Source organism: Pantoea sp. USMM079 (genome assembly GCF_037153115.1).
Lineage (GTDB): Bacteria > Pseudomonadota > Gammaproteobacteria > Enterobacterales > Enterobacteriaceae > Pantoea > Pantoea communis.
Window position 1 is genome coordinate 416317 of sequence record NZ_JBBCKX010000001.1, and the last position, 19596, is coordinate 435912.

The window sequence follows — 19596 nt, forward strand, 5'->3', positions numbered from 1 at the left end:
AAACGAGGTACAGTTCTGTTTATGTATGGCATCTTCAGTAAAGAAGTTACGAGTAAAGACGTTGACGTTGAATTCCGCTTCCTTGCCGAACCTTAAATTAGTGCCTCATTCAGTAACGTCTCTGGTTTATCTGTAAGACTGCCTTCGGGCAATATAAACAATCAAAGGAATTTGCAAAAATGGCAAAGATTAAAGGTCAGGTTAAGTGGTTCAACGAGTCTAAAGGTTTTGGTTTCATTACTCCTGCTGACGGCAGCAAAGACGTGTTCGTACACTTCTCTGCAATCCAGGGTAACGGCTTCAAAACTCTGGCTGAAGGCCAGGCTGTTGAGTTCGAAATTCAGGACGGCCAGAAAGGTCCAGCTGCAGTAAACGTTACTGCTATCTGATTTCGTTCTCAGACTCGGTGCCATGCGCCGCTGACACGAATTGTAAAGCCCTGGTCTCTGACCGGGGCTTTTCTTTTATCCTTTCTGTTGCCAGACGATCAGGGTAAACTGCGCGCGAATCGTGAACCCGGAGTTGTCTATGTCTTTGATTTGCCCCCTTTGCCAGCAACATTTGCACCAGCAAGCCAACACCTTCCGCTGCGATGCAGGTCACCAATTCGATCAGGCTAAAGAAGGGTACGTTAATTTGTTGCCGGTGCAGCATAAAGGCTCAAAGGAACCGGGTGACAGTGCGGAAATGCTGCTGGCACGTCGCGCATTTCTTGATGCCGGCCACTATCAGCCATTGCGCGATGCAGTGGCGCAACATCTGGCACAGCGCCTGAATGGCCAGGCGGCACAGGTATTGGATATTGGCTGTGGCGAGGGTTACTACACCGCAGCAATGGCAGAAGCCCTTCCGCAGGCGCAGTTGTTTGGCCTGGATGTGGCGAAAGCGGCGATTCGCATGGCGGCTAAACGTTATCGCACGGTGAAATTTTGTGTCGCCTCCAGCCAGCGTTTACCCTTTGCTGATGCATCGCTGGAGGGCATTGTGCGCATCTATGCTCCCTGTAATGAAACCGAACTGAACCGGGTGGTGAAAACGGGCGGCTATCTGCTGACGGTGACGCCGGGTCCACATCATCTGCAGCAGTTCAAGGCGTTGATTTATCGTGAAGTGCAGCTGCACGCGGCAGAAGAAAAGGCTTACGAAGGTTTTAGCCAGGTCGGGCAACACAATCTGCGTTATGAGATGACGTTAAATGGGGCCGAAGCGGTGAGCTTGCTGCAGATGACGCCTTTTGCCTGGCGCGCGCGCGAAGAAGTCTGGCAACAGCTGGCGGCAGCCGATAGCTTTAGCTGCGACGCCGATTTCATGCTAACACTTTGGCAGCGCACTTAACGCGCTTCCACCAGCGTATTGTAAATACGTTCCAGGTCGTCGAGCTGTTTCACCGCAATCAGCAGGCGACGCTGCTCCAGTTGCATCACTAAGATGCCATCTTCAGACAAGTTCATGCTTTGAATGCGGCGGTAGTCGATCCATACGCTGCCGAAGAACAGTCCCTCAGTCTTCATCAACAGTTTCGGCGTGCGTAGCCAGAACAGCCAGATTGCCATAAAGCACAGCACCATCAGCAGCGTGGTGGTGAGCTGCGGGCCATGGTTGCTGACGTTATTCCACAGCAAAATCAGCAGCAACACGATAAAAATGCCGCTGTCGATCTTATGGCGACGACGCAGCGCGACACGCAATTTGGTCGGCCCCTTGCGCCGCGGCAGGATAGCGTCATCGTAAATTGCGAACAGGGCGAAAGCGATGATCAGCAGGGCAATCAGAGCGTCAGTCAGTGACATTACATTTTCTTCCTCAACCGAATTTACCTCAACGTTGGCGCTCAGGTAACTTCGCTGAAAACTGCCGGGAGCCGAAGCCCCCGGCGAGATGATTACAGACCGAGCAGGCCGATCCAGTAACCAAAGATACCCAGGGCAAAGAAGCCCACGATAATCCACAGTGCGTTAACTTTACGGCGCAGCAGCCACATACAGCCGAAGGTCAGCAGCAGCGGGATTAAGCCCGGCATCAGCTGATCGAGGATCGATTGAACGGTGGTCACGGTGGTTTTGCCGGTGTGATCGGTAATGCGCGACACCACAAGCGGCACGTTCACGTGTGTCCACTTGTTGACCAGCGCCCCCATGACAAACAGGCCGAGAATCGACGCCCCCTCCGTGAGCTTTTGCAGGAAGCCGCCACCCATATCGCTGACGATATCCACGCCTTTGCGATAACCATACGCCACACCGTAATAACGCGTCAGCATACGCACGGCGTTAAACAGAATGAAGAACAGCAGGGGACCGAGCAAGCTGCCGCTCATCGCGATACCGGCACCGAGTGCAGCAAACACCGGACGCACCGTACCCCAGAAGATCGGGTCGCCCACCCCCGCCAGCGGTCCCATCAGGCCGACTTTAATGCCGTTAATCGCGGCATCATCAATCGCCGCGCCGTTAGCACGCTGCTCTTCCATCGCCATGGTAACGCCGAGCACCGGTGCTGCCACGTATGGATGGGTATTAAAGAATTCCAGATGACGCTTAATCGCCTGTTTACGATCGTCGTTGTTCTCAGGATAGAGGCGACGAATCACCGGCACCATTGAGAAGCAGAAGCCCAGCGCCTGCATACGTTCAAAGTTCCATGAACCCTGAAACAGGTTAGAGCGGATGAACACACCACGGACATCGCTCGGGGTGAGTTTCTTTTGCATATTAGTTGTATCAACCATGATTTCACCTGTTCCTAGTCGAGTTCGTTGTCGAGGTCATTGTGTGCAGGACCGGCAGCGGCCGCGCCTGCTGTACGGTTATATTTCGGCGCCAGCTGGATATACAACACCGCCATGACCACACCAATCACGCCCAGAGCAACCAGGTTGAAGTTGGTGAAGGCCGCCGTCACAAAGCCCAGATAGAAGAACGGCATCAGGTAGCCTGCGCGCATCATGTTGATGACCATCGCGTAACCGACCACCACGATCATGCCACCGGCGATGTTCAGACCGTTGGTGACCACTTCTGGAATGGAGCTCAACAGTTCCTGTACCACGCTGGTACCCACTGAAATCGCCACAATCAGGGCTGGAATTGCAATACGCATCGCCTGCAATACCAGTGCAGAGACGTGAATCCAGCTGATGGCGCTCAGATTACCTTTCTCGGCGGCCTTATCGGCAGCGTGCTGGAAGGCAACGGTGATGGTACGGACGATGATAGTCAGAACCTGACCGGCTGCTGCCAGTGGAATCGCCAGTGCGATACCCGCACCAACGCTTTGGCCACCCGCGATAACCAGGATGGTTGAGATGATGGAGGCCAGTGCCGCATCGGGTGCAACTGCCGCACCGATGTTCATCCAGCCCAGCGCGATCATTTCCAGGGTACCACCGATGATGATACCGGTTTTCATGTCACCCAGAACCGCACCAATCAAGGTACAGGCCACCAGTGGACGGTGGAACTGGAACTCATCAAGAATCGAACCCATCCCGGCAATACAAGCCACAATAAATATCAGGATGATTTGTAGCGTGGTTATTTCCATTGCTTTTCTCCTCAGCAAGGTCTCAAGTATTCGCCCGCCAGCGCAGGCAAAAGCGAACTACTGATTGACCTTGGCAATCAGGTCCATCATTTTCAGTCTTGGGTCGTTTGAAACTTTACGCACTTCCAACTCAATACCGCGTTCATTCAGTTTACGGAAGGCTTCAATGTCCTTCTGATCGACCGAAACTGCGTTGTTGACCTGGGTTTTACCCTGTTTGAATGCCATGCCGCCGATGTTGACCGACTTGATATCCACGCCTTGTTCAACAATCCGTTCCACATCGGTAGGATTGGTGAACAGCAGCATCACGCGGTCACGACCATATTTCGGGTTGTTCCACACGCGGATCATCTTGGCAATATCCACCACGTGTGCGGTCACGCCAGGAGGGGCCACCTGCGTCAGCAGCGTTTTACGCACATGGTCATTAGCCACTTCATCACTGACGACGATGATGCGAGTCACTTTGGTCTCTTTGGTCCAGCGGGTTGCCACCTGGCCGTGAATTAAACGGTCATCGATGCGCGCCAGGCCTATCTTCATGTGCTCGCCCGGTGCCAAAGGCTTTTGCGGTTGCGCCGGGGCTTTTGCGGCAACGGGTGCTGCAGCTTCCGGGGTAGGGGTTTCGGTCTTGAGGGCTTTAACACCTTCGCGGCCGGCTTCCACGGCAATATGAATCAATTCCTCAAAGGATGGATTATCATCGCGCCCCATCAGGGTTTCCACCAGCATCGGGATGTTCACCCCGGCGATGACGTCATAATCCGGCTTATCCACCACAATGCGGCTGGCCGCGTTGAATGGACTGCCGCCCCAGGTATCCACCAGGAACAGCACGCCTTTCGACGTGTCGAGTTCTGCCAGTCTCGCCTGATACTTTTCGATTAGCGTTTCTGCATTTTCGCCGGGCACAAAATCAATCCATCCGACATTTTCCTGCTCACCCAACAACATTTCTGCTGTTTTAAGCAGCTGTTCTGCCGCCCAGCCATGTGTACCAATTACAATAGCAATGGTCACTTGCTACCTCCGTTCGCATGAGAGATTCTCTGGCATTGCCGGGAATCATTGAGAATTACCGTTGTTGATTCAGGTGGATCGTTTGGGTCTAAGATGAAGAGTCGCATCAATAAATGTTCCGAAACTGTCCGCTGCACAGCAGTAAGGTCGCGATTTATTTTAGTGTGCGAAAAAATAATTTATGTGATGTTTGTCAGCTATTTCGAGCGTAACGCTGCAAAATTGCATTTATGTTCATTATTCCTGCGTTTGTGCAGTTGTTTGTAAATGTAATAAAATTTTTTGACGTTGTTGATGTAACTGATACATTAGCGTTCTGTTTAATATTCAGGAGTATCGGGCTTCAGCTCACCTATATGGACCGTCACCGACGTCGCTCAACATGTTCTCAGCGCTTTCTGGCGCACACTACAACGCTCTTCAGCGTGACCTCATTTGCTAACGATCTCTCGTCTCGCTTCACCGCGCAGGCTCAATCTCGTTCGCCCCTCTGTGTTGTAAGGAGTCATTGATGGAATTTCTCTTCGACCCCTCAATTTGGGCGGGTTTGCTAACGCTGATCGTGCTTGAGATCGTTCTCGGCATCGACAACCTGGTGTTCATCGCCATCCTGGCGGACAAGCTGCCACCGAAACAGCGTGATAAAGCGCGTCTGATCGGTCTGTCACTCGCTCTCGTGATGCGATTGGGCCTGCTGTCGCTGATTTCCTGGATCGTGACATTGACACGACCCCTATTCAGCGTAGGCGATTTCAGTTTTTCCGGGCGAGATTTAATTCTGTTGTTCGGTGGTTTGTTCCTGTTATTCAAGGGAACCATGGAACTGCATGAGCGGTTGGAAAACCGCGGCATGGAACATCAGGGCAACAAAGGTTATGCCAGCTTCTGGGCCGTGGTGATCCAGATTGTGGTGCTGGACGCGGTATTCTCGCTTGATGCGGTGATTACCGCAGTGGGGATGGTCAACCATCTGCCGGTGATGATGACCGCCGTGGTGATTGCCATGGGTGTGATGCTGTTGGCTTCGAAGCCGTTGACCAACTTCGTCAATGCCCATCCGACGGTCGTGGTGCTGTGCTTAAGCTTCCTGCTGATGATTGGTTTGTCATTGGTGGCGGAAGGCTTCGGTTTCCACATTCCGAAAGGCTATCTGTACGCCGCAATTGGCTTCTCGATTGTGATTGAGCTGTTCAACCAAATTGCGCGTCGTAACTTTATTCGCCATCAGGAACATCGGCCGATGCGAGAACGTACGGCTGAAGCGATCTTGCGTCTGATGGGCGGTCGCCAGCGTCATCAGCCGGTGACCACTGAAGAAGCTTCACTGACGCAGGCGATGCCACAGGAAGCATTTAAAGACGAAGAGCGTTATATGATCAACGGCGTGTTGACGCTGTCACAGCGCTCCATTCGTAGCATCATGACGCCACGCGGCAATATCTCATGGGTTGATGCTGAACGTCCGGTGGATGAAATCCGTATTCAGCTCCTCGACACGCCGCACAGTTTGTTTCCGGTATGCCGCGGTGAGCTGGATGAGATCATCGGCGTGGTGCGTGCTAAAGAACTGCTGGTGGCGCTGGAGCATGGTATGGATGTGGCGACGTTTGCTGCTACCACTCCGGCGATAGTGGTGCCTGAAACGCTGGATCCGATCAACCTGCTGGGCGTACTGCGCCGCGCTAAAGGCAGCTTTGTCATCGTCACCAACGAATTTGGTGTGGTGCAAGGTTTGATTACCCCACTGGACGTGCTGGAAGCGATTGCCGGTGAGTTCCCGGATGAAGATGAAACGCCCGATATTATCGCGGATGGTGATGGCTGGTTAGTGAAGGGCGGTACCGATCTGCACTCACTGCAGCAGTTGCTCGACCACCATGAGCTGGTGGATCGGGAAGAAGATCATGCCTCGCTGGCGGGTCTGTTGATTGCCCAGAAAGGCCAACTGCCGCAGCCTGGTGAGATCATCGACCTGCCGCCGCTGCATTTCCAAATCATTGAGGCTACGGATTATCGTATCGACCTGGTGCGCGTAACCAAAGATAAGCCGCATGAAGATGAAGAGCATGAGGCGTAAGCGCTAAGTTAATTGTCATCGAAAAGGCCGATATCCACGATATCGGCCTTTTTTATTTCTGTGACCCGTCCTAAATAGCGTTGGCACATTTTACTCACTCACTTAGGAAGATGTGATTAACCAGTATGTGTTTCGCCCTGAATGGCGTTGACACTTTCCACACTTTCTCTGAGGAATAGGTCATGAACGAGTATGTTAAACGCTCCACGCGATTGACCTAATCCAGGTACAGCGTTGTACAGACCGCAAAAAATGCCACATGAAGCCGGTAAAGGGGGATGAGGAGTAAAGCGTACGCCGCAGGGATGCGGCGTCCGAGGCTATAGGGATGTATTCACGCCGTCTTTACGGAACATCCCCCTTTACTGGCTGGAACGCACCCTCAGACACAGCAATCGAACGCATCATGAAACAGAGCAATCGAACGCACCATCAAACAGAGCAATCCAACCCAGCATCAGACACAACAATACAACCCAACATCAGGCCCTAAGATGCGCCTGATGCTGCTCCAGCCACACAGGGAAATCTTCGATGGGCATTGGACGGGCATAATAATAGCCCTGTAAATGATCCACGCCGCGCTCTCGCAAATAGTGTGCCTGCTCCGCGGTTTCCACGCCCTCAGCCACTAACGCAATGTTCAAACGCTGCGCCAGCGAAATCACCATATCTGTCACCGTGGCGTTAATCGCGTCGGTGCCGATGGCCGCAGTGAAAATCTTGTCAATTTTTAGCACGTCTGGCTTCAGGTCTTTCAGGTAGGCGAGGGAACTGTGTCCGGTACCGAAATCGTCAATCGCCAGGCGCACGCCGATCTCATGCAACTGCGACACCACGGATTGATCGATCACCGGCAGCGCATCGCGCTCGGTCAACTCGACCACCAGCTTCGGCAGTGGATTAGCGGGCCACCAGATACTTTGCAGATCCTCGACAATCGCACGATCGCGGAAATGGCTGGCGGCAACGTTAATCGCAATATGAAAAGAAGAACATTGCGGCAGGTTAGGCAACTCATCCACCACTTTGGCTAACACAAAGCGCGTCAGTGGTGCTATCAGGTTCTGGCGCTCGGCTAGCGGGATAAACACATCCGGCGCAACCCAGCCTTGACGCGCATTGTGCCAGCGCAACAGCAACTCCATGCCATCGCACTCACCACTTTTGGCATTGATCAGCGGCTGACAGTAAACCATAAATTCATTCGCGGTAATGCCATAGCTGATTTGCCAGCTGAGGCTCATGCGGTTCGCGGTGGCTAACCAAACGATATAGCCCATCAGCAAACTCAGCAGCACCGCCAACGGTAGCTGTGAAGGAAGCGTATGCAACGCCAGACGCGCTGGAGAAGGGCCATACAAGGTAATGCTGTAGGGGTAACGCAGTGAAGCCTGATCAAAAGCCACTTCATCTTCCGATGGCACTGTCTCTTCAATCAACGGATTGCCATATTCCAGACTCTGTCCGCCGACATTAAAAATAGCCCGTTCGACCCAGGGTAACTGCGGCTCCAGCAGATAATTTGTCATCAATTCCACATTGATAACCTGCAGCAGCCCATCGCGATTATCCAGCGATTTGGGTGTCCACAGCAGCAAGACCGGTGAGCCTTTCAGCAGATAATTATCGGTGGTCAGCATCATGCGCTGATTATTAATCGCCAACTCTGGATAGGTCTGGCTAAACGAAATATTGCGCGGGCCGTAAATACTGGAGCAGTAAATACTGTCATCCTGCACCAGCAGGATGGTGCGCACGGTCTGCAATGAAGAAATCTTTTCGATTAACGGATAGCGAACTTGTGCGCAAGGCACGCCAACCAGCCCAAGCGTATTGTTGGCGGAGACATCCAGCGGGGAGAACATGCGGTCAAAGCGCTCAATGGCGCGACTGGCAAAATTCAGGGACTGCTGCTCAATACGCGATTTCTCTTCGATATAACGAAAAGTCAGCGTGAGAATCAGAACCAGCGCCGCGATCACCAACGCGATAAGCAAACGCTTACGGCGAAATTGACCGACAAATTGCTGGGGAATGAGCATCAGTAACCACCTTGCAAAACAAAAATTGAAGCCAAATTAACGTGTAGGTTATCGGCATTGAGGCGGCCAGGTTTAGCGCACCGCAGAGAAAAAAAGCGGCACTAAAAAACAGCGCGGCCACTAAGGGCCGCGCGCAAATTAATGTATCTGGTTTACTCACAGGGAGGTAGCGTGAGATGCAGAAAAAAATCTAATTGATTATTTTTTCAACACATCTGGTCAATCACATTGAACTTTGATCGCCAGACCACCGCGTGAGGTTTCACGATACTTGGCATTCATGTCTTTACCGGTTTCGTACATGGTTTCGATCACCTTATCCAGTGAAACACGTGGTTCACTGGTACGGCGCAACGCCATGCGCGCAGCATTGATGGCTTTCACTGAGGCGATAGCATTACGTTCGATACACGGCACCTGCACCTGACCTGCCACCGGGTCACAGGTCAATCCCAGGTTATGTTCCATACCGATTTCAGCGGCGACACACACCTGCTCCGGGCTGGCGCCGAGCAACTCCGCCAGGCCAGCGGCAGCCATCGAACAGGCCACACCGACTTCGCCCTGACAGCCCACCTCAGCACCTGAAATCGAGGCATTCATTTTATACAACACGCCAATGGCACCCGAGGCCAGGAAGTAACGGATGAAGATGTCCGGCGTCACGGTCTCAATAAAGTGATCGTAATAGGCCAGCACCGCAGGGACGATACCGCAGGCGCCGTTGGTTGGCGCGGTGACCACACGTCCACCGGCGGCATTTTCTTCATTGACCGCCAGGGCAAACATGTTGACCCAATCAATCACGTTCATCGGATCATTGGAGTGCTTGGAAGAAGAAACCAGTAAACGACGCAACGAGGCAGCGCGGCGCGGCACGCGCAGTGGACCCGGCAATACGCCTTCCGTATTTAAGCCGCGATCGATACAGGCCTGCATGGTTTGCCAGACGTTGCCGAAATAGGCATAAATGTCTTCACGGCTGTGCAGCGCCAGCTCATTCTTCATCACCAAACCGGAAAGGGACAATCCACTTTCATGGCAGTGGCTCAACAACTCTTTGGCAGAGTTGAACGCATACGGCACCGAGACCTCATCCAGTACGGATTGGCCGAAATGCTCTTCATCAACGATAAATCCGCCGCCAATCGAGTAGTAGGTCTTGGTCAGGATCAGCAGATCGCCGGCAAAGGCGAAAACCGTCATGCCGTTTTCATGCAACGACAGATTTTCACTGCGGAACACCATGCCGCCTTCGCGTGGGAAGTCGACTTCACGTGCACCGTTCGCCAGCAGCAGGCGCTCGCGCTGCTCGACGTCTTTAATAAAAGCGGGAATGCTATCGATATCCACGGTGGCGGGCTCAAAACCGGCCAGCCCCATAATGATGGCGATATCGGTATGGTGACCTTTACCTGTGAGCGACAGCGAGCCATAGACGTCGACGGCAATGCGCGTCACGTCTTGCAATTTGCCCTGTTCGGCCAGCAGATCAACAAACTGCTTGCCCGCTTTCATCGGACCTACGGTATGTGAACTGGATGGGCCAATGCCCACTTTGAACATGTCAAAAACACTAATCACAGGTGACACTCCTCACAAATCTTATTCTGTACGGCTGAGGCCGTTTATGCGGCTAATAGTAATCGCCCGCGTGATTCAGCGAGCAGCTTTTCGCATGAAATAAACTAATTATAAGCCACAGAAATAGTTATCCCATTCTGCGGTTGTGAAGTGGATCGAGTTTATGGCGGAAGTAACATGCAGCGCGGAACTCAGGGAAGGGCGATTTGCTGACTTAATGCGCGAATAATCCCGGCGGTCATGCCCCAGATAAAATAATCCTCATACCACGATAACCACACCTGATGCTGACGATGACCACGGCGCAAGGTGAGTCCACTGTAGCGACTGAGACGCAGGGCTTCTGCCAGCGGCATCGCGAAGGTGCTTTCCACTTCGTCAGGATTAATATTGAGAGGCAGGTCCGCTGGAATAATGCCGACCACCGGCGTGACGGCAAAACCGGTGCTGCTGGTCACGGGCGGTAACACACCCACGACGCTAACCTGAGCGGGGTGAATGCCGACTTCTTCTTCGGCCTCACGCAGTGCGGTGTGGATCAGCGAATCATCCGTTGCATCCTGCATGCCGCCAGGGAACGCTACCTGGCCCGCATGCTTACGCAGGTGTGATGAGCGACGCGTCAGCAGTAAACCCGGTTCAGCACCGTCGATCACCGGTACCAACACGGCCGCTCGCCGGCCGCTGATCACGCTTTTGGATGCGCTCAGAGGAGGCTGCAGCACGAAGCGGTTCAGGAACTGGTCAAGCGTCAGGCTCATTTAAACCTCGCCGCTCAGGCTGGGCAAGATACGATTGACCTTGTGGAAGGTCTCCTGATATTCCAGCTCCACATCGCTGTCCGCCACCAGGCCACCACCTGCCGCACAATAAAGATGCTGATTTTCAGCGATTAACGTGCGGATAGTGATGCTGGTATCCATGCGACCACACAGGCTGATGTAACCGATGCTGCCGCACCAGGCGTTGCGGCGCTGCGGTTCCAATTCCTCAATAATCTCCATCGCGCGAATTTTTGGTGCACCGGTAATGGAGCCGCCGGGGAAACAGGCGCGCAGGAGATCGGTTGCGCCGAGATGTTGAGGTAGTCGCGCTCGTACTGTGCTCACCAGATGATGCACCGCCGGGAAAGGTTCCACCACAAACAGCTCAGGGACGCTGACGCTGCCGGGTTCAGCCACGCGACCAATGTCATTACGCAGCAAATCGACAATCATCAGGTTCTCGGCGCGATCTTTTTCCGCATGGCCCAGTTTCTCAGCCTGCAAGCGATCGGCTTCTGGATCGGCTAAGCGTGGCAAAGTGCCTTTAATCGGTCGGGTCTCAATCTCCTTTTGCTGCAATGAGAGAAAGCGTTCCGGTGACAGGCTAAGAATGACGCTCTTAGGCAAGCGGATAAATGCACTGAAGGGCGCGCGGTTGGCGCGGTTGAGTCGTAAAAAGGCCAGCCACTCGTCGCCGTGATAGCGAGCCTGAAAGCGTTGCGCCAGATTCACCTGATAGCAATCACCGGCCTGAATGTAATGTTGAACCTGTGCAAAACGCGCGGCGTATTCATCAAAACTAAGGTTTGACTGCCAGTCGCTGGTTAGCGCAAAAGCTTTAGGCTGCGGAATCGCCTGCGCCTGCAGCCACTGCCAGCGTTGCCCGGCATCGGTGAGTGAAATCAGGGTGAGTTTTTGCTGATGATGATCCGCGATCAAAGCCCAATCGTAGATGCCGACTGCCATATCCGGCGTTGTCAGATCCTGCTCAGCGCGCTGCGGTAAGATTTCAAAGCGGCGTCCCAGATCATAACCAAACAAACCCAGCGCGCCGCCCTGGAAAGGCAGATCAGCATCAAACAGTGGAGTCGCGCCCAGCATTTCGCACTGTTGCTGCACCAGGTGCAGTGGATCATCGGCGGAGAGGATCACCTTGCCATCACAGTCGATTTCCGTCATCTCGCCGCGCGTGGTAAGCGTGGCACGGGGATCCGCCGTTAAAATGTCAAAACGATTATCGGCATGGTCGGCATGGCCAGAGGTGAGCAACATCGCCCAGGGACGATGAGCAAGCGCAGAAAAACGATGCAATAGCGCATCCGGCGTATACTTCAGATTAAGGGTTTTTACGATCATCGGGCTAATTAATCCAACAAGCAGGCGCGTAGCCTGGCACATTTTTTTGTCGCTGGCACCTGTTTGTTCCTCGTGGAATAATGCGTCCCCTTTTGCACCAGGAGCAAATAATGTTTACAGGTCTTCCGGCTTTATCTCATGAACAGCAGCAGCAAGCTGTGGAACGTATCCAGGAGTTGATGGCGGGTGGCATGGCCAGTGGTCAGGCGATTGCGCAAGTGGCACACGAGATCCGTCAGAGCTATCAGGGTGAATCGATTCGGGCGATGTTCGAAGACGACGAAGAAGACGAATAACGCCCGAAAGGGTTACAGTGCGGCGATGATTTTGATTTCCACTTTGTACTTCGGATTCATCAAGTCAGCTTGCACGGTGCAACGTACGGGCGCGTTATCAGGTGAAACCCACGCATCCCATGCACGGTTCATGGCCGGAAAGTCAGCTTTATCGACCAGGAAAATTGTGGCATCAAGGATCTTACTTTTGTCTGATCCGACTCGGGTCAGAATCGCGTCAATCACCGCCAGCGCGTTGGCGGTTTGCGCTTCGGCATCGTCATCCAGATTTTCTGGCACGCTGGTGTAATAGACGGTCTGGTTATGCACAACGGCTTCTGACATGCGGGGTGCGGGATCAATACGCGTAATGGTCATGGTGTTCTCCTGTTATTTCGCTGCGCTAGCCTGCCATATCCAGTAGGGCGCTGTCATCTGTTGTGGTCGCCTCAGGGGAATCCTGACATAATTACAGTGTTTTTGACCAATCGGTGAGGATGTGTGGCAGACGATTTTGCAGCTGATGGCGCGCTGGCGCAGGCTATTCCAGGTTTCAAACCGCGTGCCGCGCAGCGTGAAATGGCGCAAGCGGTCATGGAAGCGGTGAAGAAGGGCGGTGAGCTGGTGGTCGAAGCCGGCACCGGTACCGGTAAAACCTATGCCTATCTGGCACCCGCATTGCGTGCGAAAAAAAAGGTCATTATCTCGACCGGATCCAAAGCCTTACAGGATCAGCTGTATAACCGCGATTTGCCCACCATCGCTCGTGCCCTGAAGTTCAGCGGTAAAACTGCCCTGCTGAAGGGACGTTCCAACTATTTATGCCTCGAACGTCTGGAACAGCAGAATCAGACCGGTGGCGATCTCACCGTGCAGGCGCTTGGGGATTTGATCAACGTGCGCAGCTGGTCAAATCAAACTTCAGATGGCGATGTCAGCAGCTGTTCCGGCGTGGCCGAAGACAGTCCGATCTGGCCGTTTGTCACCAGCACTAACGATAACTGCCTTGGCAGCGACTGCCCGCTCTACAAAGATTGCTTTGTGGTGAAAGCGCGTAAAAAAGCCATGGATGCCGATGTGGTGGTGGTGAACCATCATCTGTTCCTTGCCGATCTGGTGGTCAAAGAGGGCGGTTTTGGTGAACTGATCCCGGAAGCGGATGTGATGATCTTCGATGAAGCGCATCAGTTACCCGATATCGCCAGTCAATACTTTGGTCAGCAACTTTCGAGCCGCCAACTGCAGGATCTCGCCAAAGACATCATTATTGCCTATCGCACTGAAGTGCGCGACGTGCAGCAGCTACAGAAATCAGCCGACCGTCTGGCACAGTGCGCGCAGGATTTCCGCTTAACACTGGGCGAGCCGGGTTTTCGCGGCAATCTGCGTGACCTGCTAAGCGATAACAACATCATGCGCATGTTGACCCTGCTGGATGATGCGCTGGAGCTTTGCTACGACGTGATTAAATTGTCGCTGGGGCGCTCGGCGTTGCTGGACGCGGCATTCGAGCGTGCCGCGCTGTATCGCACCCGTTTGAAACGCCTACGCGCCATTGATGAACCCGGTTTTAGCTACTGGTATGAGTGCACCAGCCGCCACTTTACGCTGGCGTTAACCCCGCTATCGGTAGCCGAACGTTTTCGTGAAGTGATGGATAACCGTAAAGCGGCGTGGGTATTCACCTCCGCCACGCTGGCGGTGAATGAGCAGATGAGCCACTTCTCCAGCCGATTGGGCGTCGATAAAGCCACCACCATGATTCTCGACAGTCCTTTCGATTACACCCAGCAGGCGCTGTTATGTGTGCCTCGCAATATGCCGGAACCCAATCAACCCGGCGGTGCCCGTAAGCTGGCACAGATGATGAAACCGCTGATCGATGCCAATAAAGGACGCTGCTTCTTCCTCTGTACTTCGCACAAGATGATGCGCGAACTGGCCGCCGAATTTCGTGCCTCGATGACTTTGCCGGTGTTGTTGCAAGGAGAAACCAGTAAAGGCCAGCTGCTGAAGCAGTTCCTCGAGGCCGGCAACGCCTTGCTGGTGGCGACCAGCAGTTTCTGGGAAGGCGTTGATGTGCGTGGCGATGCACTGTCACTGGTGATTATCGATAAGCTGCCGTTTACCTCGCCGGAAGATCCGTTGCTGAAAGCGCGCATGGAAGATTGTCGCCTGCGTGGCGGCGATCCCTTTAATGATGTGCAACTGCCGGATGCGGTTATCACCCTGAAGCAGGGGGTTGGCCGTTTGATTCGTGATACTGACGATCGTGGCGTGCTGGTGATTTGCGATCAGCGCCTGGTATCGCGTCCGTATGGCGGGTTGTTCCTTAATAGTCTGCCACCCACGCCACGTACCCGCGATTTGCAGCGCGCCATCGCTTTCGTCCGCCAGCCAGAGAAGCACTAATTTGTGCCAGGCTGTGTTAAGATGCGCGCCATTTTGACTTTCAGAGGTTGTTATGTCCGCCCGAATTTTAGCTCTGGACACGGCGACAGAAGCCTGTTCTGCCGCGCTGCTCAATCAGCAGCAGATCGATGCCCGCTTTGAAATCGCCCCGCGCGATCACACCCAACGCATCTTACCGCTGGTACAAGAGCTGTTGCAGTTGCAGCAGCTGGATCTGACCGCGCTTGACGTGCTGGCGTTTGGCCGTGGGCCAGGCAGTTTTACTGGCGTGCGCATTGGCATTGGTATTGCGCAAGGGCTGGCGTTGGGTGCGAACTTGCCGATGATCGGCGTCTCTTCTCTCGCGACTATGGCTCAGGGCGCATGGCGCTTAACCGGCGCTCAACGCGTGCTGGCTGCCATCGACGCGCGCATGGGCGAAGTTTACTGGGCCGAATATCAGCGTGATGCTAACGGTGAATGGCAAGGTGCGGACTCGGAAGCCGTTTTGAAACCCGAAGATGTGCAGGCGCGCATCGGCCAGCTAAGCGGCGAGTGGGCAACGGTCGGCACCGGCTGGGCGGCTTATCCGCATCTGTTAAGCTCGACGGGCGCAACCTTAGTGACCACAGAAGTAACTCTGCCAGCAGCGGAGGATATGCTGCCGCTGGCATTGAGTGCCTGGCAGCGCGGTGAGTCGGTGGCGGTGGAGAATGCCGAGCCGGTTTACCTGCGTAATGAAGTGGCATGGAAAAAGTTGCCAGGCCGTTAAGCGCCACGCAACTATTCCGTAAGCGCCCAGTCTAACTGAGAAATAACAGGAGAAGTGCTATGCCAATAAGTCGTAAAGGGATGTCTGGCGCTCTGTTAGCCTGCGCGCTGTTGCTCAGCGGCTGCGTTTCGGTGCCAGATTCCATTAAAGGGAGTTCTCAACTTCCACAGCAAGATTTATTACGCGTGATGAATGCGCCTCAGCTGTATGTCGGCCAGGAGTCACGTTTTGGCGGTAAAGTGGTGAAAGTCACCAATCTGACGGGCGTGACGCGCCTGGAGATCGCCACCCAACCGCTGGATGACAGTGCGCGGCCGCGTTTAGGTTCCGCATCGGTTGGGCGTATCTTTGCCGACATTCGCGGTTTTGTTGATCCGGTGGATCTGAACAATCAGTACGTTACGGTACTGGGGAATATCAAAGGCACCGAAAAAGGTGAAATTGGTAAAGCCAGCTACAACTTTGTGGTGGTGGATGTACGCGGCTATCAGCGCTGGCATCTGACACAGCAGGTGATGACGCCTCCGCAGCCGATCGATCCGTGGATTTGGTATGGGCCAACGCGTCGTCATCCGGGTTACTGGGGGCCTAATCCTTATTGGGGAATGAACATGAATACCGGTCCCGCGCAGGTGGAAACTATCCTGACCGAATAATTCATCTTCATTATTTGACGGCCCGGTCGCGGTGCTCGCGACCGGGCTTTTTTATTGGGCGCGCAACCGATGCGCGAAATTTAGTGATGCGCTTCGCAACCTGAAAATGCCGAAACAGGCAAACTGGTACAATCAGTTAAAATATTGTTAACAACACTGATTGCAGAGGCGGCGATGGCTACGCAACAAGAATATCGGGGTGATTCTTTGAATAAGGTTTGGCTTAAACGCTATCCGGCAGATGTTCCTGCGGAGATAAATGCGGACCGTTATACCTCTTTGGTCGAACTTTTCGAGCACGCAGCATTGCAGTATGCCGATCAAACGGCGTTTATTAATATGGGTCAGCCGATGACCTATCGTCAGCTGGATAAGCAAAGTCGCGACTTTGCGGCCTGGCTGCAACAAGGGTTGGGCCTGAAGCAGGGTGACCGCGTGGCGCTGATGATGCCAAACTTGCTGCAATATCCGGTGGCGCTGTTTGGCGTGCTGCGTGCGGGTATGGTGGTGGTCAACGTTAACCCGCTCTACACGCCGCGTGAGCTGAAACATCAGCTGAATGACAGCGGTGCCAGTGCGATTGTCATTGTGTCCAACTTTGCCCACACGCTTGAAAAAGTCGTCGCGGAAACACCGATCAAGCACGTGATGCTGACGCGCATGGGTGACCAACTTGCCCCGGTCAAAGCCACGCTGGTCAACTTCGTGGTTAAGTATGTGAAGAAGCTGGTGCCGAAATACCATCTGCCCGGTGCGGTGCCGTTCCGCAGCGCGTTGCAGCAGGGTGCGCAGATGACTTACCAGCGTCCGACGCTGACTAACAGTGACCTGGCATTCCTGCAATACACCGGCGGCACCACCGGCGTCGCCAAGGGCGCGATGCTAACTCACGGCAACATGCAGGCAAACCTGGAGCAGACCAAAGCCACCTATGGCAAACTGCTGCGTGCAGGCAAAGAGCAGGTGGTCACGGCACTCCCGCTCTACCATATCTTTGCGTTAACGGTAAACGGCCTGCTGTTTCTCGATCTCGGCGGTACCAACCTGCTGATCACCAATCCGCGTGATATCCCCGGTTTTGTCAAAGAGCTAAGCAAATTCCCGTTCACCGCCATTACCGGCGTCAATACGCTGTTTAACGCGCTGCTCAACGACGAAAACTTTAATAAGCTCGATTTCTCCACGCTGCGTCTTTCTGCTGGCGGCGGCATGGCCGTGCAGAAGGCCGTGGCTGAGCGTTGGGAAAAACTCACCGGGCATTATCTGCTCGAAGGTTATGGTTTGACTGAATGTTCACCGCTGGTATCGGTCAATCCGTATGACATCACTTGCCACACCGGCAGCATCGGTCTTCCTGTACCCTCCACGGATGTGCGTATCGTCGATGACGAAGATAACGATGTGGCGCCAGGTGAACCGGGTGAACTCTGTATTCGTGGTCCACAGGTGATGGTCGGTTACTGGCAGCGACCGGATGCTACCGAAGAAGTGTTGAAAAATGGCTGGCTGCACACCGGTGATGTTGTTACCGTTGATGGCGAAGGTTTTATTCGCATCGTCGATCGGAAGAAAGACATGATTCTGGTGTCAGGCTTTAACGTGTATCCTAACGAAATCGAAGATGTGCTGATGCAGCATCCGAAAGTGCGCGAAGCCGCCGCAATCGGTGTTCCCAGCGACCTTTCTGGCGAAGCGGTGAAAGTGTGCATCGTTAAAAAGGATCCGTCACTGACGAAAGAAGAAGTGCTGGATCATTGCCGCCGTCAGCTCACCGGCTACAAAGTGCCGAAGATTATCGAGTTTAGAGATGAGCTGCCGAAGACCAACGTGGGCAAAATTTTGCGCCGCGAATTGCGTGACGAGGCGAAGCGAGAAGGGCAGTAAGCTGCCTTTCTCTCCAGGTTAACGCCGGCTCAGTCCGGCGTTTTTATTGCTTTTAACATGGAGCGCTGCGCGAAGTGTGCCGCAGCGAGAATGAATACGTGAATTACACCCTGATCGACCAAAACAGCCAGCTGGCTGCCGTGTGCGAACAAGCGCGCCAGCATAATGCCGTTGCGCTGGATACTGAATTCGTGCGCACGCGCACTTACTATCCGCAGTTGGGTCTGATCCAGCTGTTCGATGGTGAACAACTGGTTCTGATCGATCCGCTCAACATCAGTGACTGGACGCCGTTCATCGCACTGCTGCAAGACAAGCAGGTGACGAAATTCCTGCACGCCGGTGGCGAAGATCTTGAAGTTTTCTTGCATCGTTTTAAATGCCTGCCTGATCCGATGATCGATACCCAAATCCTGGCGGCCTTCGCTGGGCAGCCGCTGTCATGGGGCTTCGCTTCGATGGTTAATCACTTTAACCAAATCGAACTGGATAAGAGCGAATCCCGTACTGACTGGCTGGCGCGCCCGCTCACTGAGCGTCAATGCGACTATGCCGCAGCAGATGTCGCTTATCTTCTGCCGATTGCCCATCAGTTAGTTGAGCAGACGCAAGCCGCAGGCAACATGGCTGCCGCGCTGAGCGAATGCGATAATCTTTGCCAGCGTCGTCTTGACGTTTTACAGCCAGAGGATGCATGGCGCGACATCACCAACGCATGGCAGTTGCGACCGCGCCAGTTGGCAGCGCTGCAACGCCTGGCGGCATGGCGTTTGAACATCGCCCGTCAGAAAGACATGGCCGTGAATTTTGTGGTGCGTGAAGAGAATCTGTGGAAAGTGGCGCGCTTTATGCCGGGTAGCCTGGGTGAGCTCGATCATTTGGGCCTGAACGGTCACGAGATTCGCTTCCACGGGAAAGCGATGGTGGCGCTGGTGGCGGAAGCGCTGGCACAGGATGAAGCGACCTTGCCACAACCGTTGCCCAATCTGATTGACCATCCGCATTACAAACAGGCATTTAAAGCAATCAAAGCGCTGGTGTTACAGGTAAGCGAAGAGACGGGTTTCAGTCAGGAACTATTGGCTTCACGTCGCCAAATCAATCAGGTGTTAAGCGTATACTGGGGCTTGAAAAGCGGATGCCGTACACCAGAATTACTGACTGGCTGGCGTGGTGAATTGCTGCAAAAGCGAATCGACGAGATCCTGCAGGCGCTATAAGCGGAA

General features: G+C 53.9%; 19 protein-coding genes. 10 read left to right on the plus strand and 9 right to left on the minus strand.

Annotated features, from left to right (window positions below; translation table 11 throughout):
• Positions 1 to 21 precede the first annotated feature (21 nt).
• From WFP70_RS01925 to rlmA, 3 genes are all read left to right on the plus strand, one after another.
• Positions 22 to 96, plus strand: a complete 75-nt coding sequence (locus WFP70_RS01925; protein WP_128599124.1) for a DUF2627 domain-containing protein — start codon at positions 22 to 24, stop codon at positions 94 to 96.
• A gap of 83 nt (positions 97 to 179) precedes the next feature.
• Positions 180 to 389, plus strand: a complete 210-nt coding sequence (cspE, locus tag WFP70_RS01930; RefSeq protein ID WP_034828712.1) for a transcription antiterminator/RNA stability regulator CspE — start codon at positions 180 to 182, stop codon at positions 387 to 389.
• Between the two features lie 139 nt (positions 390 to 528).
• Entirely contained in the window at positions 529 to 1335 is an 807-nt protein-coding gene (rlmA, locus tag WFP70_RS01935) for a 23S rRNA (guanine(745)-N(1))-methyltransferase (protein ID WP_337022439.1), read from the plus strand.
• Here rlmA and WFP70_RS01940 read toward each other — a convergent pair.
• The 4 genes from WFP70_RS01940 to manX all read right to left on the minus strand — a co-directional run bounded on the left by WFP70_RS01940 (position 1332) and on the right by manX (position 4566).
• Complete coding sequence (locus tag WFP70_RS01940) at positions 1332 to 1790, minus strand: DUF986 family protein (RefSeq protein ID WP_337022440.1); 459 nt, start codon at positions 1788 to 1790, stop codon at positions 1332 to 1334. The two genes, rlmA and WFP70_RS01940, sit on opposite strands and share 4 nt — an antisense overlap.
• 92 nt (positions 1791 to 1882) lie before the next feature.
• Positions 1883 to 2728, minus strand: coding sequence for a PTS mannose transporter subunit IID (locus WFP70_RS01945; protein ID WP_034828715.1), 846 nt, complete (start codon positions 2726 to 2728; stop codon positions 1883 to 1885).
• Between the two features lie 14 nt (positions 2729 to 2742).
• A complete protein-coding gene (locus WFP70_RS01950) occupies positions 2743 to 3543 on the minus strand; it encodes a PTS mannose/fructose/sorbose transporter subunit IIC (RefSeq protein WP_034828717.1) in 801 nt (266 codons plus the stop codon).
• A 57-nt stretch (positions 3544 to 3600) separates the two neighbouring features.
• The gene (gene manX / locus WFP70_RS01955; protein WP_337022441.1) at positions 3601 to 4566 is read right to left on the minus strand and encodes a PTS mannose transporter subunit IIAB; all 966 of its coding nucleotides are present in this window, start codon (positions 4564 to 4566) and stop codon (positions 3601 to 3603) included.
• 511 nt (positions 4567 to 5077) lie between these two features.
• On the opposite strand from manX, the gene WFP70_RS01960 reads away from it, so the two are divergent.
• On the plus strand, positions 5078 to 6643 hold the full coding sequence (locus tag WFP70_RS01960; protein WP_034828721.1) for a TerC family protein: 1566 nt from the start codon (positions 5078 to 5080) through the stop codon (positions 6641 to 6643).
• A gap of 482 nt (positions 6644 to 7125) precedes the next feature.
• Here the strand turns inward: WFP70_RS01960 and WFP70_RS01965 are convergent, their stop codons facing one another.
• The 4 genes from WFP70_RS01965 to pabB form a co-directional block, all read right to left on the minus strand.
• Positions 7126 to 8688, minus strand: coding sequence for an EAL domain-containing protein (locus WFP70_RS01965; RefSeq protein WP_097116880.1), 1563 nt, complete (start codon positions 8686 to 8688; stop codon positions 7126 to 7128).
• A gap of 219 nt (positions 8689 to 8907) precedes the next feature.
• On the minus strand, positions 8908 to 10272 hold the full coding sequence (locus WFP70_RS01970; RefSeq protein WP_058962469.1) for an L-serine ammonia-lyase: 1365 nt from the start codon (positions 10270 to 10272) through the stop codon (positions 8908 to 8910).
• Between the two features lie 191 nt (positions 10273 to 10463).
• The gene (locus WFP70_RS01975; RefSeq protein WP_337022442.1) at positions 10464 to 11033 is read right to left on the minus strand and encodes a CoA pyrophosphatase; all 570 of its coding nucleotides are present in this window, start codon (positions 11031 to 11033) and stop codon (positions 10464 to 10466) included.
• Positions 11034 to 12392: an aminodeoxychorismate synthase component 1 gene (gene pabB / locus WFP70_RS01980; protein ID WP_337022443.1), complete on the minus strand. Its 1359-nt coding sequence runs from the start codon at positions 12390 to 12392 to the stop codon at positions 11034 to 11036.
• A gap of 110 nt (positions 12393 to 12502) precedes the next feature.
• Between pabB and WFP70_RS01985 the strand changes: the two genes are divergently transcribed.
• Positions 12503 to 12688 carry a YoaH family protein gene (locus tag WFP70_RS01985; RefSeq protein ID WP_034828730.1) on the plus strand — a complete coding sequence of 62 codons (186 nt, stop codon included), beginning with the start codon at positions 12503 to 12505 and terminating at the stop codon, positions 12686 to 12688.
• A gap of 12 nt (positions 12689 to 12700) precedes the next feature.
• Here the strand turns inward: WFP70_RS01985 and WFP70_RS01990 are convergent, their stop codons facing one another.
• Entirely contained in the window at positions 12701 to 13045 is a 345-nt protein-coding gene (locus WFP70_RS01990; RefSeq protein ID WP_034828732.1) for a RidA family protein, read from the minus strand.
• 123 nt (positions 13046 to 13168) lie between these two features.
• On the opposite strand from WFP70_RS01990, the gene WFP70_RS01995 reads away from it, so the two are divergent.
• The 5 genes from WFP70_RS01995 (at position 13169) to rnd (ending at position 19590) form a co-directional block, all read left to right on the plus strand.
• Positions 13169 to 15079, plus strand: a complete 1911-nt coding sequence (locus WFP70_RS01995) for an ATP-dependent DNA helicase (protein ID WP_160869317.1) — start codon at positions 13169 to 13171, stop codon at positions 15077 to 15079.
• Between the two features lie 52 nt (positions 15080 to 15131).
• Positions 15132 to 15830: a tRNA (adenosine(37)-N6)-threonylcarbamoyltransferase complex dimerization subunit type 1 TsaB gene (tsaB, locus tag WFP70_RS02000; RefSeq protein ID WP_097116884.1), complete on the plus strand. Its 699-nt coding sequence runs from the start codon at positions 15132 to 15134 to the stop codon at positions 15828 to 15830.
• 59 nt (positions 15831 to 15889) lie between these two features.
• Complete coding sequence (locus WFP70_RS02005) at positions 15890 to 16486, plus strand: Slp family lipoprotein (RefSeq protein ID WP_034828738.1); 597 nt, start codon at positions 15890 to 15892, stop codon at positions 16484 to 16486.
• A 207-nt stretch (positions 16487 to 16693) separates the two neighbouring features.
• Positions 16694 to 18370 carry a long-chain-fatty-acid--CoA ligase FadD gene (gene fadD / locus WFP70_RS02010; protein ID WP_160833629.1) on the plus strand — a complete coding sequence of 559 codons (1677 nt, stop codon included), beginning with the start codon at positions 16694 to 16696 and terminating at the stop codon, positions 18368 to 18370.
• Between the two features lie 98 nt (positions 18371 to 18468).
• Positions 18469 to 19590 carry a ribonuclease D gene (gene rnd / locus WFP70_RS02015; protein WP_337022444.1) on the plus strand — a complete coding sequence of 374 codons (1122 nt, stop codon included), beginning with the start codon at positions 18469 to 18471 and terminating at the stop codon, positions 19588 to 19590.
• Positions 19591 to 19596 lie beyond the last annotated feature (6 nt).

What these genes read in the sequence shown, in the direction of transcription:
- pabB (WP_337022443.1), bottom strand. Translation starts at nt 12,392, where the DNA reads ATGATCGTAAAAACCCTTAATCTGAAGTATACGCCGGATGCGCTATTG.
- WFP70_RS02005 (WP_034828738.1), top strand. Translation starts at nt 15,890, where the DNA reads ATGCCAATAAGTCGTAAAGGGATGTCTGGCGCTCTGTTAGCCTGCGCG.
- cspE (WP_034828712.1), top strand. Translation starts at nt 180, where the DNA reads ATGGCAAAGATTAAAGGTCAGGTTAAGTGGTTCAACGAGTCTAAAGGT.
- WFP70_RS01975 (WP_337022442.1), bottom strand. Translation starts at nt 11,033, where the DNA reads ATGAGCCTGACGCTTGACCAGTTCCTGAACCGCTTCGTGCTGCAGCCT.
- WFP70_RS01965 (WP_097116880.1), bottom strand. Translation starts at nt 8,688, where the DNA reads ATGCTCATTCCCCAGCAATTTGTCGGTCAATTTCGCCGTAAGCGTTTG.
- rlmA (WP_337022439.1), top strand. Translation starts at nt 529, where the DNA reads ATGTCTTTGATTTGCCCCCTTTGCCAGCAACATTTGCACCAGCAAGCC.
- WFP70_RS01945 (WP_034828715.1), bottom strand. Translation starts at nt 2,728, where the DNA reads ATGGTTGATACAACTAATATGCAAAAGAAACTCACCCCGAGCGATGTC.
- WFP70_RS01940 (WP_337022440.1), bottom strand. Translation starts at nt 1,790, where the DNA reads ATGTCACTGACTGACGCTCTGATTGCCCTGCTGATCATCGCTTTCGCC.
- tsaB (WP_097116884.1), top strand. Translation starts at nt 15,132, where the DNA reads ATGTCCGCCCGAATTTTAGCTCTGGACACGGCGACAGAAGCCTGTTCT.
- WFP70_RS01960 (WP_034828721.1), top strand. Translation starts at nt 5,078, where the DNA reads ATGGAATTTCTCTTCGACCCCTCAATTTGGGCGGGTTTGCTAACGCTG.
- WFP70_RS01950 (WP_034828717.1), bottom strand. Translation starts at nt 3,543, where the DNA reads ATGGAAATAACCACGCTACAAATCATCCTGATATTTATTGTGGCTTGT.
- WFP70_RS01990 (WP_034828732.1), bottom strand. Translation starts at nt 13,045, where the DNA reads ATGACCATTACGCGTATTGATCCCGCACCCCGCATGTCAGAAGCCGTT.
- WFP70_RS01985 (WP_034828730.1), top strand. Translation starts at nt 12,503, where the DNA reads ATGTTTACAGGTCTTCCGGCTTTATCTCATGAACAGCAGCAGCAAGCT.